Here is a 26,531-nt window from a genome sequence, read left to right as displayed (position 1 = left end):
CTGATGCCGCTTCTCGCCACACAACGCGCTGAAAAGATCATCGCCCGGTGCCGCGAGATCGCCGCCTGCACCGAAGTTCCCGGCGAGACGACGCGCACCTTCCTGGCGCCCTCGATGCACAAGGTGCATACGCTGCTGCGCGGCTGGATGGAGGCCGCGGGTATGTCGGTATGGATCGACGCCGTCGGCAACCTGCGCGGCGTCTATCCCGGCAACGATGGCCCCAGTACCGAGAGTGTAGATCGTCTCATCATGGGGTCGCACCTCGATACCGTCCCGAACGCCGGTGCCTTCGATGGCATCCTCGGCGTCGTCCTTGGTGTTGCGCTCATCGAAGAGCTGCGCGGAGAACATCTTCCTTTCGCGATTGAGATCGTCGGCTTCTCTGAAGAAGAGGGCGTTCGCTTTGGCAAGCCTTATCTCGGCAGCATGGCCTTGGCAGGCTCACTCAATGGTGAAGCGCTGCAGCGCAAAGATGCACAAGGCATCAGCGTCGAGACGGCCATTCGCGACTTTGGGCTCGATCCTGCACGGTTTCCGGCGGCAGTCGTAAGTAGCGAGGCATTCGCCTATCTTGAGGTCCACATCGAGCAGGGTCCGCTACTCGAGAGCGAAGACCTGCAACTCGGCGTCGTCTCCGCGATCGTCGGCCAGACGCGCATGCAGCTTCGTTTCAGCGGTCAGGCCAATCACGCCGGAACAACTCCGATGCATCTGCGCCACGACGCCATGGCCGCCGCCGCAGAGTGGATCTGCGAAGTAGAGCGCCACGCGAAGGCCATACTCGGCCTTGCAGCGACGGTTGGCAAGGTGCAGACGCGACCCGGAGCTGGCAACGTCATCGCCGGCGAAGTGCTGGCTACGCTTGATGTCCGCCACGCTGACGATGAGATTCGACGCAAGGCAGCGAATGCGCTCTTGGCGGCAGCAACAAACTCCGGCGAAGTCCGTGGCGTTCAGCTCAGCGTGCTCGCTTCATCGCATGAAGACGCGGTTCCCACCGACTTTGCGCTTTCGAAGCTGCTGCTCGAAGCAGCCGAAGCCGCGGGTTCCCCCGCACGCATCATGCCTAGCGGCGCTGGACACGATGCCCGCATCGTCGCGGAACGCGTACCTATCTCGATGCTCTTCCTCCGCAGCCCCGGCGGACTCAGCCATCATCCTGACGAAAGCGTCCTACCCGAGGATGTTGAAGCCGCGCTTGCAACGTCTCTCGTCTTTGTCGAGCTTCTGAAGGCCAACCACGTAACCCAAGCGATACCTCAACCTGCCACGGAGGCCCATGCATAACCTTGGCCACACACGCAGCAGCATGAAGCGCGACCACATCCTGCAGACGCCGGACACATTCATTCGCACCGTGCTCCCGGGCATGACCAACGCCGCTGCAATCGTCCACGTCGCTCCCGCCGCTGGCGCAGCGTTCACGCAATACACGGCAGAACTCGAGTCGCAGGGCACGCTTGGCGCGACATCGCTACAACGGTTTCTATATGTAACCTCCGGAGTTGCAGATCTCACGACCGACACCAGCTTCAAGACGCTCACCGCTGGATCGTTCGCCTACATTCCACCCGGGCTTGCACATACGCTGACAGCACAGCAGAAGACCGTCCTCGCAGTAATCGAAAAGCCCTACGAGCCGCTCGAAGGGACAGCCCCTTCGGCTCTGCTCGTGGGCCACGAAGACAACGTCGCCTCGGTCGCGTTGATGGGAGACGAGGACCTTCAGGTACGTGTTCTTCTCCCTGACAATACCAGCTTCGACTTCGCTGTGAATACCATGACCTACCAGCCCGGCGCGGCGCTCGCGCTGGTCGAAATTCACGTCATGGAGCACGGCTTGCTCATGCTCGAAGGCGGCGGCATCTATCGGCTTGGCGACAACTGGTACCCGGTTACAGCGGGCGATTTTATCTGGATGGCACCGTTCTGCCCGCAGTGGTTCGGAGCGCTGGGCAAACAGCCCGCAAAGTATCTGATCTACAAAGACTGGAATCGCCATCCCATCGGCTGAGGTGCTCTATGAAGATTGAAATAGACGGAGCGCGCCTCAGCGCAGAGCTTGCGGAACTGGCCCGCTTTACGCATGCCGAACGCAGCCCCGTTGGCACCGCCGTTACTCGGATCGTATTCACAGAAGACGACCTGCGTGCCCGCGCCTGGCTCAAGGAACTCGCCGCCGCAGAGGGTTTCTCCGTCCGCGAGGACGCCGTTGGCAACACGTTCATTCGCTGGCATGGAACTGATCCCGATCTTCCCGCCGTCGGCACCGGATCGCACATCGACGCGATCCCGCACGCTGGCATGTACGACGGAACAGTCGGCGTCCTTGGCGGCCTCGAAGCGATGCGGGCGCTGAAGCGCAGCGGCCAACGCTTCCGCCGCAGCATCGAGTTGCTTCTCCTCACCTCAGAAGAGCCAACCCGCTTCGGCATCGGCTGCCTGGGCAGCCGTCTGCTCTCAGGCACGCTAGACCCCCAGCGCGCGGACTCCATGCCCGACACGCTCGATGCAGAATCGCAAGGCACTCTGAGCGACGTCCGCAAAGCCGCTGGCTTCTCAGGCGACCTCGCGTCAGTTCAACTCAAACAAGGCTTCTACCACGCCTGGCTGGAGCTCCACATCGAGCAGGGCCCGCTGCTTGAACGCGAGGCCCTGCCCCTCGGCATCGTCACCAGCATCGCCGCGCCCGCTGGATACCGATTCACCATCAGCGGCTTCGGCGGTCACGCGGGGGCGCTGCTGATGCCCGATCGTCGCGACGCCCTCTGCGCCGCCTCCGAACTTATTCTCTCCATCGAGCGCCACGCCCTCGCCGCCAACGCCGCATCCGGCACCAGCGATACCGTCGCCACGGTCGGCACCTGCAGCGTCTTTCCCGGGGCGGTCAACAGCGTGCCCAGCCGCGTCGTGCTTCAACTCGACATTCGCGACACCGATCCCGAGCGTCGTGAATCCGTGATGCAGGCGGTACGCGCAGATTACGCCGAAATCGCAGACCGCCGCCGCGTCACCTTCGAAGAAGAGCTGGTCAACGCCGACGCTCCCGCTCAATCCTCCCCGCACATCGTCGAAACCCTCGACGCCGTCTGCGCGGAACTTGGCATCTCACCTAAGAAGATGGTCAGCCGCGCCTATCACGACTCGCTCTTCATGGCCCGCATCGCTCCCATTGCGATGATCTTTATCCCCTGCCGCGGCGGTGTGAGCCATCGCCCCGACGAATTCTCTTCACCAGAGGACATCGCACGTGGAACACTTGTCCTCGCCCACGCACTCGCCAGACTCGCAGCAGAGTAATCATGGCCATTGAATCGATCAATCCCGCTACCGGCGAGCTCATCCGGCGCTTCGAACCTCTCTCCGGCGATGCGATCCAGCAGAAGCTCGACCTCGCCTCCAAGGCCTTCAAGAGCTACGCGGCGGTTCCCATGAGCCATCGCTCGCTCTGTATGCGGAAACTCGCGAACCTGCTTGAGGAAGATGCGGTCGAGCTCGCCGAAATGATCACAACGGAGATGGGCAAGCCGATCAAGGCGTCCCACGCAGAGCTCGCCAAGTGCGCCGCGGCCTGTCGGTATTACGCGGAGAACGCAGTCCGCATGCTCGCGCCGGAGATCATCACCACCGAAGCCTCTCGCAGCTACGTTCGCTGGGACCCGCTCGGCGTCGTCCTCGCCGTGATGCCATGGAACTTCCCCTTCTGGCAGGTCTTCCGCTTCCTTGCCCCCGCGTTAATGGCCGGCAACGTAGGCCTGCTGAAGCACGCGCCAAATGTGCCTCAATGCGCGCTCGCCATCGAATCACTCGTGCGCCGTGCGGGCTTCCCCCGTGGCACGTTTCAGACGCTTCTGATCGAGACCCGCCAGGTTGACGGTGTGCTCGCCGATGAGCGCATTGTGGCCGTAACGCTCACCGGTTCGGAGTCCGCGGGCCGCGCCGTGGGCGCGCAGGCTGGTTGGCTCATCAAGAAGTCTGTGCTCGAACTTGGCGGCAGCGATCCCTTTCTCGTCATGAGCTCGGCCGACCTTGATCTCGCAGTCGAGAACGCTGTTCAGTCCCGCTGCATCAATAGCGGGCAGTCTTGTATAGCCGCCAAGCGCTTCATCGTCCATGCCGCGATCTATAACGAGTTCGAACGGCTCTTCGTCGCCGCCATGGCCGCGATGCGGGTTGGCGACCCAATGATCGATGCAACCCAGATAGGCCCGATGGCAACGCGCCGCCAACTGGAGAACCTCGACCAGCAGGTCAATGCGGCCATCACTGCCGGAGCAAAATTGCTTACAGGAGGCCGTCGCATCCTCGGTCCTGGCTTCTACTTTGAGCCAACGGTCCTCGCCGGCCTGCCGCGCACCGCCTCTGTATATCACGATGAGATCTTCGGCCCCGTCGCGCTCCTCTTCAAAGCCAACGACCTGAACCAGGCAATCGAGATGGCGAACGACACGCCATTCGGTCTGGCCGCATCGGCCTGGACGCGCGACCCCGATGAGCAGCAGCGGATGGTCACGGAGATCCAGGCCGGATCGGTCTTCCTGAACAAAATGGTCGCCAGCGATCCTCGGCTCCCGTTCGGCGGCATCAAGCATTCAGGCTACGGGCGAGAGCTCTCAGCGGCAGGCATGCGGGAGTTTATGAACGCGAAAACTGTCGTCATCGCGTAACCTCCCGCATGGCCGTCTTTAGAACCTGTCTAAACACTCGTCATCTCGAGGGAAGCCACTTAGAAGCTGAACGTCGCAAGCAGCGTGATGCGTCGTACAGCCGAGTTGCTCGAGAAGATGTTTCCCGCCAGCCCCGTCGACTGGTAAAAATTCGAGCTTGTAACGACCCCGGACGGCGTGCCGCGATCCACATCGTTGAACACGTTCGCAGCCAGAACTCCGAAGCTCACCGAGTAGCGCCGTCCAGAGTTCGCACCCCCGCCAAATCCACCGGGGCCTCCACCACCCGGACCACCGCGTCCGCCACCACCACGACCGCCCGGCGGTCCTCCGCGGGGTGGACCGCCCTGACCTTGCGAGTCGTTCTTAGTCCCCGTCTCCGGGCCAAATCCGATCGTCTTCGTCACCCGCAGGTTCAGCGTAAACGCCGCCGGCCCCGTCCCAGAGTTGATTGGAATGCGGGCTACGCCGGGCGCGGGATTGACGTCGAAGCTGCCGTGCGACGTGACCACAATATTCGCTGCCGGTGTTGCTGAAGTCACGATGCCGGGCCGGTCGTTAGTCAGAATCGAGTCGCCATTCAAATCGGTTCCCGTGATGATGTTGAACGGTGTTCCCGAGGTCGCCACCATGAACGGTGAGAAGGTAACCCTGTGCGGCAGCGAGAAGCTTCCCCCCATAAACAGCCGGTTCCGCGTATCGAAGCTGGCGCGGCCATAATCCGCCTTCAAATTACCCACCACCGAGGGGAAGCTCCCCGAACCTGCACTGTCCGCCTTGGCATAGTTCAGGCTGTAATACCCCCACAACGAGATCGATCTCCCATAGTTGATACGCGGGCTGATCGAAAGCTGATTCTGGGTAAACACTCCATCCGACGCAAACTGATACGCCTGGCCCGTCGAAACATAGGTGTCCGTCGCACCGTCGAGCTCTGGAATGTCAACATTCTGGCTATTGAACTGATGCACGCCACGCATGTGCAGATAGTTGACCGAAACCGTTCCGATCTTGCCCAACTGCCTGTCCGCTCCGATCGCAAACTGCATCAGGTAGGGACTGCGCAGGTTCGGGCCTTCGGAGTAGGTCGTCTGCGCAGCCGCAGTCCCGGCGGTCGTCCCGCAGTTTGCCGCACTCTGGGTAGTCGGCGTGCACGCAGCGCCTGGCGATCGCACGGTAAACAACTGCTGGTTCGTACCGTTCTCCTGGATCGTCGTGATCACGTTGGTTAGCGTAAACCGGTCGTAGAAGACACCGAAGCCGCCGCGAAGTACAGTCTGCGGGTTGCTCTTGTTCCCCAGGCCGTAAGCGAAAGAGAGGCGCGGTGCGAAGTCGTGATGGTCCTTTAGGTGGTTCTGGGTCTCGTAGCGAAGACCGTAGCTGAACGTCAGGTTCGGCTTGATCTTCCAATCGTCTTCCGCATAGATTCCCAGATCGGCAAGTGTCGCATTCACCGAAGGCTGCGCATACTCCGCCACCTTGTACTGTGATGGCGACGCTCCGTTCTTATAGTCATCCAGACTGCTGTAGCTGAAGACACCCAGCGCCTGCGCGTTGCTGAAGTTGGCGTCACGCGTCGTCCGCAGCCTTCCACCCATCCGGATGAAGTGATGCGCAAGTGCCAGCGAAGTGTAGTTCTGCACCTCGAAGTGGTCCTGGTGATCGTTGACCGTCAGCGCGCTCGATCCCCCTCCGGTGAAGCCTCCCTGAATAGACACACTGGGGGCCACCAGGTTCGGCGTCTGCGTACTCTTGTCCCGGCTGTACTCAAATCGCGTCTCGTTGATCAGCTTATCGCTGAAGATCTGGCTGTCGACCACCTGGATCGTATTCTCAGTCGCATCCAGGTTATAGCCGGCAGACGGCAGATCAAGACCTCCCGTACCATCGTTCTGTTGCGAGTTCGTCTCGTACTGATACCGCACGGTTAGCGTATTCTTCTCTGCCAGTTGATAGTCGAGCCGAGGAGTGAAGTCCGTCCGGACCTGCGGATAGAGCGTCGGAATGGAGACATTCGTCTGCTCCGTGCAGCCCGCTTCGCCGGGCGCGCATAGCGCAGTCGAACCCGGAAGCGCATAAATGGAGCCGAAGAATACGGTATTGTCCTGGATGATACGGTGAGATCCACCGAGGTTGAATGACGACTTCGACGTAATCGGCCCTGTCAGATTCCCTAAGACAAAGATGGTGTGATACGGCTCCTGCTCAGTCGTTCCTAGAAATGGGCTCTTCGTATTCAGAAAGTCGGCGTTGCCATTGGCCTGAAAAAAGCCGTGAAACTTGTCCGCTCCGGGTTTAGTGAAGACCTCGACGCGACCGTATCCCACCTTGTCGTACTGCGCCGAAAAAGGGTTCTGGTTGATGCGAATCTCGCGGATCGAAGACTTCGGAGGAAGCTGGCCACCGGTAAAACCGTCCACGTAGATCTGGCCGCCATTCGGGCCAGCCGACGGTCCGGCCAGCGCGGAGAGCTCCGAAGAAAGCTCGTCGGGATCGTCTGACAGGGCATCGAGGTCCTTACCCTTGATCACCGTCGCGCTGGCGTTACTGTCCTGATCCACGCTCACCGTGGCACCGTTGGCCGTAACATTAACCTGCTGACTTGCAGCCTGGACCGTCATCTTCGCGTCGAGCGTCATCGCCTGACCAGCAGTGACGCGGACACCCTGCTTCACAAAAGTGGCGAATCCTTGCATCGTGACCGTCAAGGAATAAGTTCCCGGACGCAGGTTCGTCGCCTGGTAGGTTCCGTCCGCCTGCGAGGTGATCACGGTTGCCTTGCCCGACGCCGACGTAAGGGTGATCGTGGCACCGGGGATCACCGCACCGTCAGGATCGGCGATCGTCCCTTTGACGGTCGCTGACGCTGCGGCAGCCCCGCCATTCTGGGCCGCCCCTGAGGAAGCCGCTGGCACAGGCTTGGGCGCTTGCGCACGCGTCACAGGGACAGCGATCAGGACCGATGCGATCAGAAGCGTCAAGAGGGGGGAGGCGCTGAAACGAACAGACATCAAAACTCCTTAGAACTCATTTTGCTTTCGGGCGTACACCTCAACCCGGTTGCGGGATCCGGCAACATTTGCATTTGCGGTACTGTTTCAGATTTCCGGCTGGAAGCTTCCTGCCAGCGGAGACTCACTCCAAGGCGTCCCGAAATCTCGGGTCGCCTGCCCCAGCAACAGTTTCACCCACAAATACAGGCTATCGCCTAAGCGCCCCCGCCGTCCTGGCCGCCGCCGAAGTTCCATGGCGACAGCGTCATCGACGCAGTTCCCTTCGGTGTGGCTATCAAAATCGGCTCAACTCCTGAGAGCACTGTGATCGCGATCAGCCCATCGCCGCCGGGTGCCGTCTTTTCGGCAACGACCATCAAGACCTCGCCAGTGTGAAGGTCGCTCAGCGAGCCCTGAGGAAGCCGATTTACGAGCTGCGAGAGATCGCCGCCCGCCGACCCTGTTCCCGCACCCCTTATTTCAGAATGAGGGTCACCGACCGCAACTGCGGCGGCCGGAGGCAGCTTGGGTTTGTCGGCTCCGGCACCGCCGGCGCTCTGGTCTCCGCCTCTTGCACGTGCAGCGAAGCGCGCGGCAGCGTCTGGCGGCAGGGCGCGAAGGCTGGAGTTGGCGGTCACTGCAATGGAATACGACTTCTTGGTGGAAATATCTGTCAGCGTAAAAGTCTGCGAAGCAGCATCGATCGCCGTGACCGTTCCCGCCAGGTTCTCAAATGCTCCGGAGACGATCTCTTCTGCCTTGATGGAACCTCCGTCGACCGACTTCTCACCTCGGGCGCGTAGCTGGTCGCCTACCTGGATCTGGTCCCGAGTCCCTACAACTGCGTCCGAGAATTTAACCGAGCCGTTGGAATAGCGCCGGTACACGGTTGAGGGCTGCGTCTCAACTGCGATCTTCTTGCCGCGCGAGCTGATGGTGATCGTGCCGCTGGCGGGATCGACGGCGCTAACCAGACCGCCCGTGCCGCGCTTCTGCCAGTCAGCCTGCTCCGCCTCATTTTTCTGAGCGATATCGGTGGACTTCATCAGAATGACCCGGGAGACGGTCATGGCGTCCGGAGCATCCTGATGACCGGTCACAAGAACGCGGTCGCCCGTTTCGATGTCTGCAAGAGAGATAGCCAGCGCGGTCTTAAGGTCGGTGCTCCCTGGCGAAAGCTGAAGCACCTTGGCCCCGTCGACGACGCTTACAGAGATGCTCTGCCCTGCATCGTTCGCAATGATCAGCTTGTTGGGTGTGACCTGCTTCACCGTACCGATCTGGCGGGAAGGAGCCGTAGCCTGGGCGAACGCCAGACCCGACCCCCCGGGCAGTGCCAGTATCGCGATGGCTACCGGGGCGAGCGTCATGCAGGCCTGCATCGTCAAGCGCCGCGTGGCAGAGAGCAGCCTGGCGGCAGCTTCAGGCCGCGAGTTGCCCCCGCAAGCGCTCTGCCTGCATCCGTATTGAACTCCGTCTTGGGTTTCAGCTTCAATCATGGGTTGAATCATCTCTTAATAGTTCCGAACACCTCGGGCTGGTCAAGTCCCATACAACCAGTTCTGGCCTGTAACTGTAAAAATCGGCTTCCGCAGGCTGCACGAGCCCGCGCGACTGTAACTCTCAATTAATTAGGAGACGAAGTGTGTGGGTGAAAGTTTCCCGCTTGCGACCATATATTGCGACAGAATGCCGCAAGGTTGGGCCGGGTCATCAAAGAAGTCTCGCGATCGAGTAAGTGATTGCGGTCGGCGGACATTTGAGGGCTTCAACGGACAGCCGTCGATAGCGTTATCGCTTACGTGATTTAAATGCGTTTTCTCGAGAAAGATTTGTTGCCAATCGTCGTTTCATAGGCATAGTATCCGTTTCGGTTCGATACAGTTTTCCTCCTCAAACCGTTTCGAACCAAGGCTTAGAAGGTTACCCGTTCCCCGTACAGCGCCGCATTTCCACAAATCACTCCTGACAGGGTTAGCCCTTCAGTGTTCTCCGGAGCGAAGAAAAATGTCCTGGTACGCCTACTGCATCGCAGAACGTAAAGTCTTTCCCGAGCTCGGCCGGCACCGCCGTCCCATTCCGCTTGCCGGGGTCACTGGACTCTTCGGCAACCAGACCTTCCTCTTTCCCGCAGGTGATCTGGCAGTCATCGTCTCCGAGCACAGCGCCGAAGACTCCGCCCGCACCGACCAGCAGGTCGCGAAGGACCACGCCCGCGTCATCGGCGAGTGCTTCAAGCTCTCCACCGTCCTTCCCTTCCGCTTCAACACCACCTTCGCCGACGACGACTGCCTGAGGCGTTCCGTGCGTTCGAACCAGAGACACTTCCTCGCCAACGTTGAGCGTCTTCGCGGCAAGGCCGAGATGCACCTCAAGGTCCTTGTAGACGACATCTGTCCCGGAACCGCTGCCCGCGACATGACCGTCGGGCAGCAATACCTGACCAGCCTGCGCGAGAGCGCGAGCCGCCAGCGCGAACGCCAATCCAAGGCCCGCGCCCTATCCCTGCAGATGCACCGTATGTTCCTGCCCATTGCAGAGGAGATCACCTGCAAGCGCATTGACTCCGGCAAGATGCTGCTCGACATCGCGCACCTGATCGACAACAAGACCATCGAGCGCTATCAGAACAAGTACTCGTCGGCGACCCAGCAACTCAAAGAGTGCCGCATGCAGTTGTCCGGCCCGTGGCCTCCGTATCACTTCGTTCACAAGAGCAGCTCCACACCGACACACAACGCTTAGCCGAAAAACTACATCTCAGGCGCGCAAAGAGACCTCCCAAACGGGAGGTCTCTTTGCGCGAATATTCGCTCGAATCGCTGATTCTGCCTGCACACATGGGACTACCTTTGCAGATACCTGGGCATCGTACCTGTCATCAGTTCTGCGCGCACGCAGACTGCACCGGCATAAGCCGCCTCGGAAAATACACTTCACGCGAGCGGCCCGGCATGATGCAAGGAGATTAGACAGATGATGCACGACAGCTCGAAAAAGATCAAGTCCCCCCGCAGAGTACTTAATATCTTCGCCAAGGCAACTCTCACCCCCCTGGCCGCTTCACTCCTTGTCCCCATGGCAGCGCTGCAGGTCTCGTCCGCGCAGGAGTTGAACCCCACTGCCCAGACGCAGCCTCGGCCCCAGGACAACCAGATCACCCAGCAGAACGGCATCTATATCTATCGCGTAAAGGTCGTTCAGCGCGACCTGGACGCGGTGAACTACCTGCACCGCAGCGGCTCAACCACCATCGGCTTTGAAGGAACCGCTCTGCTGCCTATGGCAAAGGGCGAGGCCAAGGTTGAGAGCGAGCGCGGCGGCATCACCATCGATGCCAGCTTCAAGGGCCTCACCCCGGCAAACGGCTTCGGCCCCGAGTATCTGACCTACGTCCTCTGGGCGATCACGCCAGACGGTCGCCCCGCCAATCTTGGCGAGATTCTGCCCTCCCACGATAAAAACACCATCCACGTCACCACCGCCTTCCAGTCCTTCGGCATGATTGTGACTGCCGAACCCTACTACTCCGTAAGCCAGCCCAGCGACGTCGTCGTGATGCAGAACATCATCAAGCAAGACAAGACGACCGGCGTGCTTGAGAAGGTAAACGCTCACTACACACTTCTTCCCCGTGGGCTGTACGCCGAGACAGACGGAGCGAAATCGAATCTTGATCCCATCACTCGGGACATGAAGTCGCCGCTCGAGATCTATGAGGCGCACAACGCTTACCGGATCGCCCAATCCGTCGGTGCCGATAAGTATTCTCCCGAAATCATGCATGAAGCTGCTCAGGACCTGAAGAACGCCGACGACATGGACGCGAACAAGCATGGCGATCGCAAGATGGAGATTACCTTTGCTCGCGAGGTCGTGCAGCGCGCCGAAGACGCCCGCATTGATACCCTGCGCAAGCAGGCTGCCGAACGTCAGCGCAACTCGGATCTGGCCCAGCAGGAGGCGCAGCAGCAGGCGGCTCAGTCTGCCGCCGATGCCCAGCAGGCTCAGATCGCCGCTGCCCAGGCTCAGGCATCTGCGGCTCAGGCCCAGGCCGCCAAAGACAAGGCTGACGCAGAACGCGCTCGCGCAGAGGCAGAAGCAGCCGATGCCCGCGCCCGTGCCGCCGAAGCAAATAAGAGCGTGGAAGATGCGAACGCCAAGCGCGAACAGCTGCGAGCGCAACTGAACAGCGTCCTTCAGACGAGCGAAACGGCTCGCGGCCTTATAGTGAACATGTCGGACGTGCTCTTCGACACCGGCAAGTACACATTGAAGCCGGACACCAAGGTCGCACTGGCCAAGGTCTCTGGAATTCTCGCTGCCTATCCTTCGCTGAAGCTGCAGGTTGAAGGATATACGGACAGCGTCGGCGGAGATGACTACAACCAGAAGCTTTCCGAAAACCGCGCCGGTTCGGTCAAGGACTTCCTCGTCGGCCAGGGCGTATCGATGAACAACATCAGCGCTGCCGGATACGGAAAGGCTGATCCTGTCGCGGACAACTCCACCGCTTCGGGCCGGGCTCAGAACCGTCGTGTCCAGCTCGTTGTCTCGGGCGACGCTATCGGAGTGGCACAGCAGACCGGTCCCGATGCAGCTCCTGCCGGAACCCCAACCCAGCAGTAGATCTTGCACCGAACTGCAAAGCATGGACAGACTGACAAGGGAGAGGCAAATTGCCTCTCCCTTTCTTCTTGCATCGAAACACGAAATTGCCAGGAACGTGAAAACATAGACTGATGGCTATCACTTCTGGCGGACAGACAGTTCTTATCACCGGCGCTAGCTCCGGCATCGGAAGGGCGACCGCGCTCGCCTTCGCGAACCTGGGAGCCAGACTCCTTATTTGCAGCCGCCGCCTCGATCCTTTGGAGGAGCTTGCGCGGGAGCTTACAGCTGCTGGGGCCGAGGGCGTCTACGCATTCGCTCTGGACGTGTCGGACCGGCTCGCCGTAGAGCGCACCTTGTACTCACTCCCCGAGGAATGGCGAGACATCGATATCCTGGTCAACAATGCCGGTCTCAGCCGCGGGCTGACCAAGGTCTACGAGCAGGACCCCGAAGACTGGCAGGAGATGGTCGACACCAACGTTCTGGGCCTGCTGCATGTAACCCGCGCTATCGTCCCGCGCATGGTGCAGCGCGGCATCGGCCACGTCATCAACCTCGGCTCAACCGCAGGGCACATGACCTATGCGAATGGAACCGTCTATTGCGCCAGTAAGGCAGCTGAGATGGCGATCAGCGAAGGCTTGAAGCTCGACCTGATGGGAACGCCCGTGCGGGTCACGTCAATCGACCCGGGCATGGTCGAGACGGATTTCTCCAGGGTACGTTTTCGCGGTGACGAAGAGAAAGCAGCAAAGGTCTACGCCAATATCACTCCGCTTCAGCCTTCTGACGTAGCGGATGCGATCGTATGGGTCGCCAGCCGGCCGGTACATGTGAACATCCACAGCATGCTGATCACCAGCATCGATCAGGGAAATTCCATGGTTCTCAACCGCCGCGGCTGATATCGCCTGTCCTTTGAACGGTATATAAGAACCGTCATCTCGACCGAAGCCGCGCAGAGACCGGGGTCCCCGGCGAACGTACTTGTTCGCAGGGGTGGTAGAGCGTGGCGTAGTGGAGAGACCCCCGCATTTCGTTCTGGTTCTTGCCTTTGCCGTCCGTCCAGCGTATCGAGTCCTCAACTAGAGGTGAAGCGTCCAGCCCAGTTCAGAGAGCTTCTCTTCGATATCGATTAACGCGGCAGAGAGTGCGGACCGACGATGCGGACTTGCAGTGCGCTCGGAGAGAATGCGCTCCCGCTGCATCGTCAACGCCTGAACCTGCCGCTTCTTTTCTGCGTCTTCAGCGACGTTTCCTTTGGCAACTGGCTTAGGCATAGCAGCGACGTTCTGCTGCTCCTCGACGGATTTGCTCTCCCAACCCTTCGACATGATCAAATTCTACGCCCCTTCGGTAAAAACGGGTTTCGCATTGTCAAACGAAAGCTGCCGGGCTTCCCCTTTTCCTGTCTCGAGCGGCAAGAAAGAGTTTGCTTTGATCCCTATAATCGAGCCTGCACCGAAACAGCCCCGGAGAATATCCTAGCGTGATTGTCGAGATTCAAGGACTCAAGAAGATCTACGAAGGCAAGCAGCGGGTCGTCGCCGTCGACGGCATTGATCTGGGTGTGCGCGAGGGAGAGATTTACGGCCTGCTCGGCCCCAACGGTGCTGGAAAGACGACCACCATCAGCGTCTGCACTACCCGTGCCCTGCCCTCGGCCGGAGTGGTCCACATTAACGGAATCGACGTCGTCAGATCTGCCGCTGTCGCAAGGACTTGCATCGGCGTCGTCCCGCAATACAACACGCTCGACCGCGCCTGCACCATCTTCGAGAACATCAACTTCCACTGCCGATACTTCGGCTTCTCGCGGGCCGACGCGAAGGCGAGAACCGAACAACTGCTCGAACAGTTCCACCTCTCCGAGCGCACCGGTGCCTACCCGTCGCAGCTCTCTGGCGGCCTCGCCCAGCGAGTGCAGATCGCCCGTGCCATCGCCCACCGCCCCAAGGTGCTGTTCCTCGATGAGCCGAGTGCGGGCCTCGATCCGCAGTCACGTATTGCCATGTGGGAGGCTGTCTCCGGGCTACGCAAGGAGGGCATCACCGTCGTCCTGACGACTCACTACATGGAAGAAGCCGACGAACTCTGCGACCGGGTCGCCATCATCGACCACGGCAAGATCCTTGTCGAAGACACGCCCGCCGCACTCAAGCAATCGATTGGTGCGCAGCGTCTCTACGACCTCGATCTAGCCAGCGAAGGCAGCGACGCTGATCTATCCGCGTCGCTGCGGCTGCTTCCAGGTGTTACATCGGTAGAGACCCTTCCCGGCGGCCTCCGGATCTTCGCCGACAGCACCGATGGCCTGCTCGCTGGAATCGTCAACACCGCCACCCCCTACGGCCTCCGCGATCTTCGCATCACCGAAACCAGCCTGGAGACCGTCTTCATCAAACTCACCGGCAGAGACCTACGCGAATAACTCTCTCACCTTGTCATCCTTCGCGAAGCGGAGGACCTGCTTCTTCCTTTGCCGTTGCTGTTGTTTTCAAAGACCGAAGCTCACGGATACAAAATGACCACAGCCATCGCCATCCCGTCCCAGGCAAAGATCTCGAAGACCTCGCTCTACACCCGCGCCTTCCTCGGGCTATACCTCCGCGATCTCTACGTGCTGCGTCGCGAGCTCTTCCCCTTCGGCATCCGCGTCTGCATGAACCCCTTGCTCTTCCTCTTTGTCTTCACCTACGTGATTCCAGGCATGGGCGATCACGGCTCAGCCGCCGCGATGAACCCCTCCGCGGCCCTGGCCAGTTCGGGCATCTCTTATTCCACCGTGCTTTTGCCAGGACTGATGGCGGTAGGCATCATGTTCTCCGGCATCGCAGCCGTCGCGCTTCCCCTAGCCGTCGAGTTCGGTTCGACCCGCGAGATCGACGACCGAGTCATGTGTCCGCTGCCTGTCGCCTTCGTGGCAATTGAAAAGATCGTCTTCTCAGCCATGCAGTCAGTCTTCGCCGCTTGCATCGTCTATCCACTCGCCTACTACGTCCCCGCCGTCCATCCCGTCACGCACGTCGATAGTTGGCCGTTCCTGATCGTCGTGGTCGTGCTCGCCAGTCTCACAGCCGGCGCGCTCGGGCTCACCATCGGCACCAGCGTGAAGCCCTCGCAGATTGGCCTGATCTTCGGCGTGGTCGTCATCCCGATCACCTTCCTCGGCTGCGTCTACTATCCTTGGGCGATGCTCAAGCACATCAAGTGGCTACAGTACGGCGTGCTCGTCAACCCCATCGTCTACATGAGCGAGGGCCTGCGCGCGGCGCTGACCCCAAAACTCGATCATATGAACCCGGCTGTGATAATCCTGATGCTCTGCGTCGCTCTCACCACGCTGACGTGGCTCGGGATGAGGGGCTTTCTAAGACGCGTCATCGGTTGAGCCAGCCCGTCAGACTGCAACGCCCAGCTTCACCTTCAGATCGTCGGCGATCTGCTTGCCATGAAATCTTCCGTTCTCAATGAAGATCTCGTTCGTCCGCTCTCCCGCCACAATCACACCCGCAAGATAGATCCCGGACACATTACTCTCCAGCGTTGAAGGATCGCAGACGGGGCAGCGGTCGTTCTCCGCGTCCAGCTTCACGCCGAGCCGTTCGATGAAGCTGAAGTCGGGATGGTAGCCGGTCAATGCAAAGACGAAGTGGTTCGGAACCGTGACCGGCCCTTCGGGCGTCGCGATGGTCAGGTCATCCTCGCGCACCTCGATCACGGAGCTATTGAAGTACGCCGTGATCTCGCCGTTCTTCACGCGGTTATTGATGTCCGGAAGAATCCAGTACTTCACATGGGGATGCATCGCCGATCCACGATGTACCAGCGTCACTTTGGCTCCGTGTCTCCAAAGATCAAGCGCGGCGATGGCTGCCGAGTTCTTCCCGCCGATCACCACCACGTCCAGTCCGAAGAACGGGTGCGGCTCATGGTAGTAGTGGCGAACCTTGCTCATCTCTTCGCCGGGAATATTCAGATAGTTCGGAAGGTCGTAGTAGCCCGTCGCGATTACCAGCTTGCGAGCGCGATGTCTCGTCCTGCGGTCGAACCGGTCGGTCGTATGCACGATGAAGTCGCCGTCCGATCCCGCCACGGAAACGACCGTCTCGTACTGCCGCACATCGAGCGCGTAGTGCTCCGCTACCTTGCGGTAGTACTCGAGCGCCTCCATGCGGTTCGGCTTCTGGTTAGGGCTGGAAAAAGGGATATCGCCGATCTCGAGCAACTCCGGCGTAGTGAAGAACGTCATGTGCGCAGGATAGTGAAAGAGCGAGTTGCACAGGCAGCCCTTATCGATCAGCACGGACTTGAACCCGGCCCGCTTGGCCTCAATCGCGCAGGCAAGACCGGTCGGCCCCGCGCCGATCACCAGCATGTCGTAGGTCTCTTCGTGATTCGCCGAAAACTCGCTCATACGCAATTCTATCGAATCGCGCTCGCGTCTTCGGACAACGGGCTACAGGTCCATTTCGACAAGCTTGTGGGCGATCGCAAACAGCGCCAGCTCCAGCCGGGTCGAGACGCCTGTCTTGTCGAAGACATTCGAAAGGTGGCGCTTTACCGTCTCCTCCGAGATGCTGAACTGCTTGGCGATGTCCTTGTTGCTGCAGCCTTCAACGATGCAGGTCACAACCTCAAGTTCACGCGGAGTCAGGCCATACGTCTTGCGTTCGGGAACTGCGGCAGCCTTCTGCATCAATTCATGCAGCGCCTTCAGCAGATTCACGACGCGCTGCCCGTTGATCCAGTAGTCGCCCGAGATGACAGCCCGCAGCGCCTCCGAGAGCTCTCCAGACACAGCGTCCTTCAAAACAATGCCCCGGGCGCCGATCTGCAGCGCCTCGATGACCTGCTGCGTCGAAATCAGGCTGGTCAGCAGGACGATCTTCACGCGTGGCGAGCGGCTCATGATCGCCCGCATCGCCTCGAGACCCGGCAACCGCGGCATCTGCAGGTCGAGCAGAAGAATGTCCGGTTCCTTGTCCAGCGTCTCCGTGATCGCGACATCGCCGTCTTCGGCCTCGCCGACGACGGTAAAGCCAGCACCGCTGGTAAGAATGTTCTTCACCCCGAAACGGACAACCGGGTGGTCATCGGCAACTACAATCCGGATCGTGGAGGCAGCGCCGTTCTGGTCGATCGATTTCATGATGGATTGTTCTCCCGGGAAGCTATAGACAAGGAACCTAACAGAATCTGTCACGTTCGCGCGAGCGTCCGCTACCCGCGCAATCGTTCCACAAGGATACGCTCTAGCCGCTCCGTTGCGCGTGACAATTGATCCAGCAGCGTCGTAACCCCGCTGGTTCCTGCACTTCCGCCAAGGCCATCGCGCTCCGCGGCGGCCGACAGGTCATAGATCTCCGCCGCTCCGATCATGCCAGCGCCACCCTTGATCGCGTGGGCCTCACGCCGGTAGCCCTCGTCATCGGTCGCGGCCTGAAGTTCGCGCATGGCGTCCAGCCGCTTCCGCGAATCGGCGATGCAGAGCTCATACATCTGGCCAAGCTGGGAAGGTGGCATCAACTCCTGCAATTTCCCAAATATCTCCTCGTTGATCGCGGCAATACCCTGTTCGCCGGAAGCCGCAGTTTGTGTTGATTGTGAGGAGACACTCTGTACCCTCTCCTGCCCTACGCTGGAGATCACCTCGCGGAGGTCAGAGACTGAAAAAGGCTTCAGCAGAAATCCGTCTAAACCCGCGGGTGCAACAACAGGGGTTCCTGGCGGGCGGGAGTCGCTGCCGCTCATGGCGATCACCGGAACGTTCGTGGGCAGCACGCCCTTCAGCGCGCTGGCAAGCTCCGCCCCGGAGATGCCCGGCATCTGCAGGTCAGTCAGCACCACCTCGGGCTGCGGGTTCATGTCGCGGAGCCGAGATAGCCCCTCGTCGCCCGACGCGGCCGAGACCACCACAAATCCTTCTACCTCGAGCAGCAGAGTCAGCAGCTCGCGGCTCACTTCATCGTCGTCGATGACCAGGATCAGCAAAGATCGATCGCTCCGTCTTTCTGGCAGACTTTCCCCAAAGGCTATCATTGCCGAGCTCGACTCCTCGCGAATTGGCGATTTCAAGTGCATCCTCTTCGCCGCCCCAAGTAGAGTGGAGCCATGGCTCCGGAAGATCTTTCCCCCTCCGATAACCCGTCTGACTTCCCATCTGATGCAGGTTCGGGTGCCTCCGTAAAGGACATCGAGTACCTAGGGTTACAGGTCAGGTTGCTCACAGAGCGCGTCGCCGCCCTCGAGCAGGCGATAGCCGACATCCACTCTCTCCCCGTTGAAACGGCCATCGCACCACCGCCGCCACCGTTGTTGGCCGGCTCCCGGGCGAGATTCGTAATTCACGCGCCTTACGGCGTCGGCCACGAAGCCCCCGAGCCGGGCGAGGCAGTTCCGGCAAAGCCGCCTCGATCTCTCGAAGATCGCCTGGGCTCGCAGATCTTCAACCGCATCGGCATCGTCGCCATCCTCATCGGCGCGACGTGGTTCCTGAAGCTGGCGATGGATAACCACTGGATCGGTCCCATGGGTCGCATCCTCATCGGCCTCATCGCTGGCGCAGGAATTGTTGTGTGGTCAGAACGCTTTCGCCGCCGCGAGTTCGCTGCGTTCTCCTACTCACTGAAGGCGGTCGGCACGGGAGTTCTCTATCTCTCACTCTGGGCCAGCTTCCAGCTCTATCACCTGCTCCCAGCCAACGCCGCGTTCGGGCTCATGTTGCTGGTCACGATATGGAACGCCTGGATGGCATGGGCCCAGCAGTCGGAACTCCTCGCGGCCTACGCCATCGCGGGCGGCTTCGTCACACCCATCCTGCTGTCGACGGGCGGCAATCACCAGGTCTTCCTCTTCAGCTACCTGCTTACGCTCGATGTCGCAACGATCGTCCTCGTCCGGCTGGCGGCAGCACGTTCGAAGTCCTGGTCACGACTCCTGATGGCCGTTCTTCCTGGAACCATCGTCTACTTCATCGGCTGGTACAGCCGCTTTTATACTGCGGATCAGCTCGCCTCAACCAGCGTGTTTATCGGCCTTTTCTTTGCCGCTTTCTTCACGGTGCCACTCCGCCTGGTGACGCGTGAACCAGCTACCAAGATCGAGGCCGAGCCAATCTCGGACGTTCTTCTCCCGCTTACGAATGCTGTCTTCGCGTCGCTCGCCTTCTACTCCGTCCTCGAAGACTCCGGCAACCACGCGGCGCTTCCATGGATGTCCCTGCTCTTCGCTGCAATTTATTTGGGAGCGATGCGCCTCCCCGCTCTCAGCCGGATGCAGACGGCCGCTGCCCGCGCAGTGCACCTCTCGCTGGCCGTGCTCTTTGTCACCATAGCGATCCCTCTGAAAGCCAGCGGAAGATGGATCACCATCGGCTGGCTCGCCGAGGGCGTGGCGCTGCTCTGGGTCTCAGCACACCTATCGCCGGCGGAATCAGACGACGACCCAACCGGCGCAAACGTCCATAGGATGCTTCGCCGCCTCGCCTCGTTTGCGCTCGCGCTCGGCTTCTTTGGTCTGATCATCACTCCCTACTGGCTGGACTCCTCAATTCACACGGCAGTATTCAACCGGCGATTCGCCACTGAAGCCGCGGGCATACTCGCCTTTGCAATTGCAACCTGGATATCTCTGCGTGCCCTGAAGCCGGATCCATCTTCCGAATACGGAACGCAGACCGACCACACTTCCATCTTCCCCGGTTGGCTCCAACTCGCCGGCATCTCCGTCATTGCTCTCAATCTCATCGCCTTGCAGGCCGGAATCATCGAGATTGAAACGTTTTGGACCCACGGAACCACCTGCTACTACTGCGGAGAAACTCCCCTCCAGACCGCACTCTCCATCTCCGCCTTCCTGATGCTCTACGGTGCCGGTCTCCTCGCCGTCGGCTTCTGGAAGCACAGCGCCTTCCTTCGCTGGCAGGGGTTGGGGCTTCTCGTCATCGCAATCCTCAAGACCTTCCTCTACGACGTTCGCAGCCTCAGCCAGGGATACCGCGTCGCCAGCTTCCTCGGCCTAGGCGCGCTGCTGATGGCCGTCAGCTTCGCTTACGTCCGAAGAGACGCAAAGACCGCGTCGCAGGACAAGCAGTAAACCAGCCGCCGAAACAGAACTCCTACGTCCCGGCTCCCGAACCGCGATCTCTTCCACGTCAAGTTCATCTCCCCCCGGTCGATAAGGCCTCTGGGAGAGGACTTCGGTGATGGTCGATTCTGCGACACGCATAGAGATGCTGGGGGCCACGCTCGATCTCCTCGACGAAGGTGTTGCGCTGCTCGATGCTCACTCGCTCGTCGTCTACTGGAACGAAGCCGCGTCGGCGCTCACCGGCCACCGTCGCATGAACGTTCTCTCGCGTGCCTGCCCCAGCGACCTCTACCAACTCGCTGACGGCCACGGAACTGAGCCCGCACTGGGAGCCACCGCCCCGAAAGAGGAGTACGCCGGGCCGAAGTACTCCGGACAGCTCTACACCCAGAAGCACCTGGTCAACGGCCGGCCCGAAGACTCCGCAGAGGACGAAGCCGCGAAGCCAGTTCTGGTCCAGATGAAACACCACCTCGGCCACACCTTCCCTGCCATGCTGCGCAAGATGCCGCTGCGCGACGCCTTCGGCAAGCGTCTGGGGACCGTGCTTATCTTCCGCCCCGCCGAGGAGATCGACGAGATTCCCCACGGCGAGATCGGCGAAGCACCCATCCTCCATCGCAGTCAGCCCGAGACCGAAGAGCGCCTCGAAGGTGCCTTCCACGAATGGAAGACCAACGGCACGAAGTTTGGCCTGCTCTGGATCACCGTCGACCAGGCCGCGCAGATGCGCCGCACTCACGGCCGTGATGCGTGCGAAGCCATGCTGAAGATCGTCGAACACCGGCTGGCCCAGGCGCTGCGGCCCTCGGAGATCATCGGCCGCTGGGGCAACGACGAGTTCCTCGTCCTCTCCCACGAGCGCACCCTCGACATGCTGATGGAACACGCGCACCACCTCGCCGGCATGACTCGCACCGCCGACTTCCGCTGGTGGGGCGACCGCATCAGCCTCACCGCCAGCATCGGCGCGGTGCAGGCCGCATCCGGAGACACGCTCTCCCGGCTCATGCACGAAGCCCAGCAGGCCATGCACGCCAGCGTCTACGCCGGCGGCAATCATGTCACCCATGGAAGCGGCCATTCCGTTCCCGCAAAAGGAGATCCATGTTCGCGATAGTCGGCCTCGTAGTGGTATTCGGTGCAGTACTCGGCGGCTTCCTGATGGAACATGGGCCGATCCCCGTTCTCATACAGCCAGCTGAGTTCGTGACCATCATCGGTGCCGCGCTCGGCACCCTGCTCGTCGCCAATCCCCTGCACATTATCAAGGCCATGATCGCCTGTGTCCTCGGCGTCCTCAAAGGATCAGCCTTCGGCAAGCAACGCTATCTTGACTCGCTCAAGATGATGTTTGAGTTCCTCAATAAAGTCCGCCGCCAGGGCTTGATCGAAGTAGAAGCCGACGTAGAAAAGCCGTCCGAAAGCGAGATCTTCAAGAAATATCCCGACTTCCTCAAAGATCATCACGCGGAGGCCTTCGTCTGCGACACCCTGCGCATGGCCATCAGCGGCGGCGTCGAACCCTTCGACATGGACCAGATGATGGAACTCGACATGGAGGTCCATCACCACGAGGCCGTCGCTCCCATCGCCGCGCTCAGCACCGTGGCCGATGCGCTTCCCGGCCTCGGCATCGTCGCCGCCGTGCTTGGCGTCGTCATCACCATGGGCGCACTCGGCGGGCCGCCGGAGGAGATCGGCAAGAAGGTCGCTGCCGCTCTCGTGGGAACGTTCCTCGGCATCCTGCTCTGCTACGGCGTCGTGGGTCCGCTGGCGGCCAACATGACCAAGAACGCCGACGCACACAACGAGTACCTCCACGTCATGCGCGTCCTGATGCTCTCGTTCCTCAAGGGCAACGCTCCCATCATCGCGATCGAGATGGCCCGCCGCGCCATCCCTGCGCACGTCCGGCCAACCTTCAATGAGATGGAGACCGCCTGCAAGGGCGCCGCCGACAACAGCGGCAGCAGCGGCGGCGAGTAGACCCTGGACCACCTGCACCTGAGCGCGGAGACGATACATCCCCATGAGCGAGACAGTACAACCCATCATCGTCATCAAAAAGAAGGGCGGCCACGGAGGCCATCACGGTGGAGCGTGGAAGGTCGCCTACGCGGACTTCGTCACCGCCATGATGTCGCTCTTCATCGTGCTCTGGCTCATGAACTCCACCCCGCAGGTGAAGAAGGCCATCGCCGGATACTTCAACGATCCGCGCGGAACCTCCCGCCAGATGGGAACCGATATCCTCGGCAGCGGCCCATCCGTCGTCATCGACAAGACGAGCGTCGAGAAGCTGCAGGAGCAGATCAGAAAGGCCATCGTCCAGCAGAAAGAACTCGACAAGCTCAAGGATCAGGTTGAGCTCAAGATGACCAACGAAGGCCTGCGCATCGAGCTGATCGAAGGCAAGAATGGCACTTTCTACCAGAGCGGCAGCCCGAAACTCAGTCCCGCCGGCGAAGAGCTGCTCGGCCTCATCGCCAAGCAGCTTGCGCCGCTGCCGAACCACCTCCAGATCGAAGGCCACACTGACGCCAAGCCCATGGGCAACGCCACCGCAACCTACTCCAACTGGGAGCTCTCCTCTGACCGCGCCAACGCCGCCCGCCGTCTGCTTCAGCAGGATGGCGTCGGCCCGCACCAGATCAACCAGGTCCGAGGCTACGCCGACGAGATGCTACGCGTCCAGAACGACCCACTTGATCCGTCCAACCGCCGCGTCTCCCTGCTCGTCCAGTTCCTAGAAGCTCCCGCAGGAACCAAAGGTCCGGAGACCCTCGATATGGAAGGCGGAAAGAAGCCGGAAGGCAAGGAGGGAGAGGGCGCGGAGAAGGGTGCGGAGAAAGGTAACAACGCAGCTCCAGCCGAAAAACCCAAGCCTGTCGACGTCGCACCAACAGCAGGCAGGATCGACCTCCCGGCAATCCCCACCGGAAAGCCCGGCGACAAGCCCAGCGCAGCATCAGGTGCCAAGCCCAGCCCGGCATCACCCGCCAAACTGGGCGACCAGCTGAACCAGTTACGCGAGATGAAGAAGGCCGACGCTCCCAAGCCGAAATAAGTCCGCGTTGCTACAATCGACTCGTGCGACGTCTACTCGCCATCCTGATCGCGATCCTCGTGGGCCTTCCCACGGTTACGCCGCTCTTCGCGCTCTCGATGGGTGACGATCTCAGCCGTCCCGCATGCTGCCGCCGCGATGGCAAGCATCACTGCATGCTCGCCGACATGGACATGAGCGGCGCGTCCTCCTCCAACCGCCCCGGCTTCAACGCACCCAGCATCTCCGAGCGCTGCCCTTACGGCGCAAAGTCCGTTCCGTCGACATCGCATCCCGACTGGTCGCTCGCCACGGCGCAGGCCGTCTTCGCGGGCGTCGTCGCGCATCCCGCCGTCACCCCGCAGACGGAATCAAAGCGCCGCATCTCCTCTGACCGCTCCCGCCAGAAACGCGGCCCTCCGGCAATCTCGCTCTCCTGATTCCACTGGCTCTGGCCTGCCCCCCATAGGATTCGTCACCTCAAGACTCTGGGCCGTTCCTCAGCTCCGTGCCCCACTCATCGCAGCTTTATCGCGATGAGTGGGACGGCCACCGGTCTCCGGGACAGTCTTAGGACAGGACAGTCTTAGGACAAGCCAGTCTTCAAATATGTGCATCTCGCAGCCTCAAGCGCGAACAAACTCCGTCAACTTCACGACGAGGGAACACCTATGCGCAACTCCGCACAATATCTGCTCTTCCTCTTTTTCCTGGCACTAGCACCCATCCACGCCCGAGCCAACGTCTTCGGCCAGATCCACGGCGTGGTCCATGACCCCCAGCACCGTCCCATCTCCGGTGCCACCATCACGATAAAGTCGGCCACCTCAGACTTCACCCAGAAGGCCACCAGCAACTCCGAGGGTGAGTTCTCCGTGCCCGCACTTTCGCTTGGCGACTACATCATTACCGTCTCAGACCAGGGCTTCGAGACCCAGAGCCAGAGCATCGCGCTCGCCTCTGGAACTTCGCCCATCCTGCACTTCGAACTCGCCGTCGGCACGGTCAAGCAGACCGTCACCACCGAGACCACCGCCGCCAACATCGACACCGCAACGCCCACCACTCTGGTCGATCGCGAAGCCGTCGCGCTCACTCCCGGTGCCGACCACACTAACAGCATGGCCATCATCACCGACTACGTTCCCGGCGCCTACATGACCCACGACATGCTCCACATGCACGGTGGCCACCAGGTCGCCTGGCAGATAGACGGCGTCGAGATCCCCAACACCAACATCGCCAGCAACGTCGGCGCGCAGATCGACCCCAAGGACATCGACTATATCGAGGTCCAGCGCGGCAGCTACACCGCCGACACCGGCGACCGCACCTACGGCGTCTTCAACGTGGTGCCGAGGACCGGCTTCGAGCGCGACCGTCAGGCCGAACTCGTCGTCAGCGCGGGAAACTTCTACCAGACCAACGACCAGATCAACTTCGGCGACCACACCGAGAAGTTCGCCTACTACGCCAGCCTGAATGGCAACCGCAGCAACTACGGCCTCGCCCCACCGGTCGGCCAGGTCCTTCACGATGCGGCCAACGGCTACGGCGGCTTCGCCTCCTTCATCTACAACCGCACGCAGTCGGACCAGTTCCGACTCGTCACCCAACTCCGTCAGGACTACTTCCAGATTCCTTACGATCCCAACCCCAACAGCTTCGAGAACGGCCTGTACAACTCCAGCGGCCTGCGCGACGGCCAGCATGAGACCGACGGCCTCGCAGCATTCTCCTACCTGCACACCTTCAATCCTTCCACCGTCCTGCGCGTCTCGCCCTTCTTCCACTACAACAAGGCGGACTATGAGTCGCCCATGACCGACACGCCGGTCGTCACTACCGACAAGCGCTCCTCGACCTACGCCGGCGGCGACGGCTCCATCACCACCGTCATCGCACGCAACACGCTCGAAGCAGGGTTCTACAGCTTCGGCCAGCACGACAACTACCTCTTCGGAGCGATCTTCAACGACGGCAGCGGAAACGCGCCCGTCTCTCAGACGGACTCCGCATCCGGCGGCGTCATCGAGGAGTATCTCTCCGACAACTTCAAGGCGACCTCCTGGCTCACCCTGATCGCTGGCCTGCGCCAGACCCACTTTCAAGGTCAGTTCACCGAGAACGAGACCGACCCGCGCTTCGGCGCAGCCGTCCGCATTCCGAAGCTAAACTGGGTCTTCCGCGGCTTCTACGGTCGCTTCTACCAGCCCCCACCCCTGCTCACCGCCAGCGGCCCGGTCGTAACATATGCCAACCAAAACAACACCGGCTTCGCCCCTCTGCACGGCGAACGCGACGAAGAGCACCAGTTCGGCGTCCAGATTCCCTATAAAGGCTGGCTGCTCGACGCCGACACCTTCAAGACCCGCATCAACAACTTCCTCGACCACTCCAACATCGGGGAATCGAGCATCTACTTCCCTATCACGGTCGACGGTGCTCTCGTCCGCGCCTGGGAGCTGACCCTGCGCAGCCCGCGGCTCTGGAAGTTCGGACAGGCCCATCTCGCCTACTCCAACCAGATCGCCGAGCAGCGCGGCAACATCACCGGCGGCCTGATCTGCACACCCATCGGCGATCCAGCCTGCGACGCCGGCTTCGAATACTCCGCCGTCGATCACGACCAGCGCAACACGCTCAACGTCGGCTTCAATGCCACCCTGCCTCTGCGGATCACCGCCTCCACCAACGTCAACTACGGCTCCGGATTCTCAAACGGAACCCAGGGCGACGAAGGCTCACCGTACCTGGGTGCCTACCTGCCCCAGCACACCACCTTCGACCTCGCCGTGGGCAAGAGCTTCGGCGAGAACATCACCACCTCGGTAAGCGCATTGAACGTGGCCAACCGTCGCGTCCTGCTCGACAGCAGCCTTACCTTCGGCGGCTTCCACTACAACGATCCGCGCCAGCTCTACGCGGAGCTGCGTTACAGGTTTCACTTCTAGTCGCCGCTGAACACGCCAGCCGGACTCAAGACCTCCGGCTGGCTTCTCTTTTTTCGAGACGAAAAAGCTGTGGCGATCTTAGAACTTTGGTAAGCTATCGCTATCGATTTCGACGAAAGGAAGGAACCATGAAGACATTCCATATGCCCGGCGACCCCAA

At 60.9% G+C, this 26,531-nt stretch carries 21 protein-coding genes; 15 read left to right on the top strand and 6 right to left on the bottom strand.

Annotation, left to right across the window (positions count from 1 at the left end; translation table 11 throughout):
* Positions 1-3 precede the first annotated feature (3 nt).
* Genes OHL18_RS07890 through OHL18_RS07875 form a run of 4 tightly spaced genes read left to right on the top strand, consistent with a single transcriptional unit; the run spans position 4 to position 4,670 of the window.
* Entirely contained in the window at positions 4-1,290 is a 1,287-nt protein-coding gene (locus tag OHL18_RS07890; RefSeq protein WP_263374266.1) for an allantoate amidohydrolase, read from the top strand.
* Positions 1,283-2,017: a (S)-ureidoglycine aminohydrolase gene (allE, locus tag OHL18_RS07885; RefSeq protein ID WP_263374265.1), complete on the top strand. Its 735-nt coding sequence runs from the start codon at positions 1,283-1,285 to the stop codon at positions 2,015-2,017. The genes OHL18_RS07890 and allE overlap by 8 nt, the downstream gene beginning before the upstream one ends.
* 8 nt (positions 2,018-2,025) lie before the next feature.
* Entirely contained in the window at positions 2,026-3,303 is a 1,278-nt protein-coding gene (locus OHL18_RS07880; RefSeq protein WP_263374264.1) for a M20 family metallo-hydrolase, read from the top strand.
* Between the two features lie 2 nt (positions 3,304-3,305).
* Positions 3,306-4,670 (top strand): NAD-dependent succinate-semialdehyde dehydrogenase, encoded by a 1,365-nt coding sequence (locus OHL18_RS07875; RefSeq protein WP_263374263.1) that lies wholly within the window; start codon positions 3,306-3,308, stop codon positions 4,668-4,670.
* Positions 4,671-4,729: 59 nt separating this feature from the next.
* On the opposite strand, the gene OHL18_RS07870 is transcribed toward OHL18_RS07875, so the two are convergent.
* Entirely contained in the window at positions 4,730-7,681 is a 2,952-nt protein-coding gene (locus tag OHL18_RS07870; RefSeq protein WP_263374262.1) for a TonB-dependent receptor, read from the bottom strand.
* A gap of 197 nt (positions 7,682-7,878) precedes the next feature.
* Entirely contained in the window at positions 7,879-9,162 is a 1,284-nt protein-coding gene (locus tag OHL18_RS07865; RefSeq protein WP_263374261.1) for a KOW domain-containing RNA-binding protein, read from the bottom strand.
* 508 nt (positions 9,163-9,670) lie between these two features.
* Between OHL18_RS07865 and OHL18_RS07860 the strand changes: the two genes are divergently transcribed.
* From OHL18_RS07860 to OHL18_RS07850, 3 genes are all read left to right on the top strand, one after another.
* Positions 9,671-10,408 carry a GvpL/GvpF family gas vesicle protein gene (locus OHL18_RS07860; protein WP_263374260.1) on the top strand — a complete coding sequence of 246 codons (738 nt, stop codon included), beginning with the start codon at positions 9,671-9,673 and terminating at the stop codon, positions 10,406-10,408.
* 231 nt (positions 10,409-10,639) lie between these two features.
* A complete protein-coding gene (locus tag OHL18_RS07855) occupies positions 10,640-12,292 on the top strand; it encodes an OmpA family protein (RefSeq protein ID WP_263374259.1) in 1,653 nt (550 codons plus the stop codon).
* A gap of 113 nt (positions 12,293-12,405) precedes the next feature.
* A complete protein-coding gene (locus OHL18_RS07850; RefSeq protein WP_263374258.1) occupies positions 12,406-13,182 on the top strand; it encodes an SDR family NAD(P)-dependent oxidoreductase in 777 nt (258 codons plus the stop codon).
* A gap of 180 nt (positions 13,183-13,362) precedes the next feature.
* Here the strand turns inward: OHL18_RS07850 and OHL18_RS07845 are convergent, their stop codons facing one another.
* On the bottom strand, positions 13,363-13,611 hold the full coding sequence (locus OHL18_RS07845; protein ID WP_263374257.1) for a hypothetical protein: 249 nt from the start codon (positions 13,609-13,611) through the stop codon (positions 13,363-13,365).
* 155 nt (positions 13,612-13,766) lie between these two features.
* Here OHL18_RS07845 and OHL18_RS07840 point away from each other — a divergent pair, with 155 nt between their 5' ends.
* Positions 13,767-14,708 carry an ABC transporter ATP-binding protein gene (locus tag OHL18_RS07840; RefSeq protein ID WP_263374256.1) on the top strand — a complete coding sequence of 314 codons (942 nt, stop codon included), beginning with the start codon at positions 13,767-13,769 and terminating at the stop codon, positions 14,706-14,708.
* A gap of 93 nt (positions 14,709-14,801) precedes the next feature.
* Entirely contained in the window at positions 14,802-15,668 is an 867-nt protein-coding gene (locus OHL18_RS07835; protein ID WP_263374255.1) for an ABC transporter permease, read from the top strand.
* Between the two features lie 9 nt (positions 15,669-15,677).
* Here the strand turns inward: OHL18_RS07835 and OHL18_RS07830 are convergent, their stop codons facing one another.
* The 3 genes from OHL18_RS07830 to OHL18_RS07820 all read right to left on the bottom strand — a co-directional run bounded on the left by OHL18_RS07830 (position 15,678) and on the right by OHL18_RS07820 (position 18,271).
* Entirely contained in the window at positions 15,678-16,694 is a 1,017-nt protein-coding gene (locus tag OHL18_RS07830; protein WP_263374254.1) for a YpdA family putative bacillithiol disulfide reductase, read from the bottom strand.
* Between the two features lie 42 nt (positions 16,695-16,736).
* Positions 16,737-17,429 carry a response regulator transcription factor gene (locus tag OHL18_RS07825; RefSeq protein WP_263374253.1) on the bottom strand — a complete coding sequence of 231 codons (693 nt, stop codon included), beginning with the start codon at positions 17,427-17,429 and terminating at the stop codon, positions 16,737-16,739.
* 71 nt (positions 17,430-17,500) lie between these two features.
* The gene (locus tag OHL18_RS07820; RefSeq protein WP_263374252.1) at positions 17,501-18,271 is read right to left on the bottom strand and encodes a response regulator; all 771 of its coding nucleotides are present in this window, start codon (positions 18,269-18,271) and stop codon (positions 17,501-17,503) included.
* A 120-nt stretch (positions 18,272-18,391) separates the two neighbouring features.
* On the opposite strand from OHL18_RS07820, the gene OHL18_RS07815 reads away from it, so the two are divergent.
* From OHL18_RS07815 to OHL18_RS07790, 6 genes are all read left to right on the top strand, one after another.
* The gene (locus OHL18_RS07815; RefSeq protein ID WP_263374251.1) at positions 18,392-20,374 is read left to right on the top strand and encodes a DUF2339 domain-containing protein; all 1,983 of its coding nucleotides are present in this window, start codon (positions 18,392-18,394) and stop codon (positions 20,372-20,374) included.
* 109 nt (positions 20,375-20,483) lie between these two features.
* Positions 20,484-21,488 (top strand): sensor domain-containing diguanylate cyclase, encoded by a 1,005-nt coding sequence (locus tag OHL18_RS07810; protein WP_263374612.1) that lies wholly within the window; start codon positions 20,484-20,486, stop codon positions 21,486-21,488.
* A complete protein-coding gene (gene motA / locus OHL18_RS07805) occupies positions 21,476-22,357 on the top strand; it encodes a flagellar motor stator protein MotA (RefSeq protein ID WP_263374250.1) in 882 nt (293 codons plus the stop codon). Before OHL18_RS07810 ends, motA begins: the two co-directional genes overlap by 13 nt.
* Before the next feature lie 43 nt (positions 22,358-22,400).
* Complete coding sequence (locus tag OHL18_RS07800) at positions 22,401-23,438, top strand: flagellar motor protein MotB (protein ID WP_263374249.1); 1,038 nt, start codon at positions 22,401-22,403, stop codon at positions 23,436-23,438.
* A gap of 23 nt (positions 23,439-23,461) precedes the next feature.
* Positions 23,462-23,857 (top strand): hypothetical protein, encoded by a 396-nt coding sequence (locus OHL18_RS07795; RefSeq protein ID WP_263374248.1) that lies wholly within the window; start codon positions 23,462-23,464, stop codon positions 23,855-23,857.
* 231 nt (positions 23,858-24,088) lie between these two features.
* Complete coding sequence (locus OHL18_RS07790) at positions 24,089-26,371, top strand: TonB-dependent receptor (RefSeq protein ID WP_263374247.1); 2,283 nt, start codon at positions 24,089-24,091, stop codon at positions 26,369-26,371.
* Positions 26,372-26,531 lie beyond the last annotated feature (160 nt).

The sequence above is a fragment of the Granulicella aggregans genome (assembly GCF_025685565.1).
GTDB classification, from domain to species: Bacteria; Acidobacteriota; Terriglobia; order Terriglobales; family Acidobacteriaceae; genus Edaphobacter; species Edaphobacter aggregans_B.
This window is presented reverse-complemented; position numbering and strand designations above follow the sequence as displayed.

Bases quoted from the DNA above. Each gene is read 5' to 3' on its own strand.
- OHL18_RS07890 (WP_263374266.1), top strand. From the start codon at position 4: ATGCCGCTTCTCGCCACACAACGCGCTGAAAAGATCATCGCCCGGTGC.
- OHL18_RS07865 (WP_263374261.1), bottom strand. From the start codon at position 9,162: ATGATTGAAGCTGAAACCCAAGACGGAGTTCAATACGGATGCAGGCAG.
- OHL18_RS07880 (WP_263374264.1), top strand. From the start codon at position 2,026: ATGAAGATTGAAATAGACGGAGCGCGCCTCAGCGCAGAGCTTGCGGAA.
- OHL18_RS07810 (WP_263374612.1), top strand. From the start codon at position 20,484: ATGGTCGATTCTGCGACACGCATAGAGATGCTGGGGGCCACGCTCGAT.
- allE (WP_263374265.1), top strand. From the start codon at position 1,283: ATGCATAACCTTGGCCACACACGCAGCAGCATGAAGCGCGACCACATC.
- OHL18_RS07850 (WP_263374258.1), top strand. From the start codon at position 12,406: ATGGCTATCACTTCTGGCGGACAGACAGTTCTTATCACCGGCGCTAGC.
- OHL18_RS07800 (WP_263374249.1), top strand. From the start codon at position 22,401: ATGAGCGAGACAGTACAACCCATCATCGTCATCAAAAAGAAGGGCGGC.
- OHL18_RS07855 (WP_263374259.1), top strand. From the start codon at position 10,640: ATGATGCACGACAGCTCGAAAAAGATCAAGTCCCCCCGCAGAGTACTT.
- OHL18_RS07825 (WP_263374253.1), bottom strand. From the start codon at position 17,429: ATGAAATCGATCGACCAGAACGGCGCTGCCTCCACGATCCGGATTGTA.
- OHL18_RS07875 (WP_263374263.1), top strand. From the start codon at position 3,306: ATGGCCATTGAATCGATCAATCCCGCTACCGGCGAGCTCATCCGGCGC.
- OHL18_RS07870 (WP_263374262.1), bottom strand. From the start codon at position 7,681: ATGTCTGTTCGTTTCAGCGCCTCCCCCCTCTTGACGCTTCTGATCGCA.
- OHL18_RS07830 (WP_263374254.1), bottom strand. From the start codon at position 16,694: ATGAGCGAGTTTTCGGCGAATCACGAAGAGACCTACGACATGCTGGTG.
- OHL18_RS07835 (WP_263374255.1), top strand. From the start codon at position 14,802: ATGACCACAGCCATCGCCATCCCGTCCCAGGCAAAGATCTCGAAGACC.
- OHL18_RS07860 (WP_263374260.1), top strand. From the start codon at position 9,671: ATGTCCTGGTACGCCTACTGCATCGCAGAACGTAAAGTCTTTCCCGAG.
- OHL18_RS07815 (WP_263374251.1), top strand. From the start codon at position 18,392: ATGGCTCCGGAAGATCTTTCCCCCTCCGATAACCCGTCTGACTTCCCA.
- motA (WP_263374250.1), top strand. From the start codon at position 21,476: ATGTTCGCGATAGTCGGCCTCGTAGTGGTATTCGGTGCAGTACTCGGC.
- OHL18_RS07790 (WP_263374247.1), top strand. From the start codon at position 24,089: ATGCGCAACTCCGCACAATATCTGCTCTTCCTCTTTTTCCTGGCACTA.
- OHL18_RS07845 (WP_263374257.1), bottom strand. From the start codon at position 13,611: ATGTCGAAGGGTTGGGAGAGCAAATCCGTCGAGGAGCAGCAGAACGTC.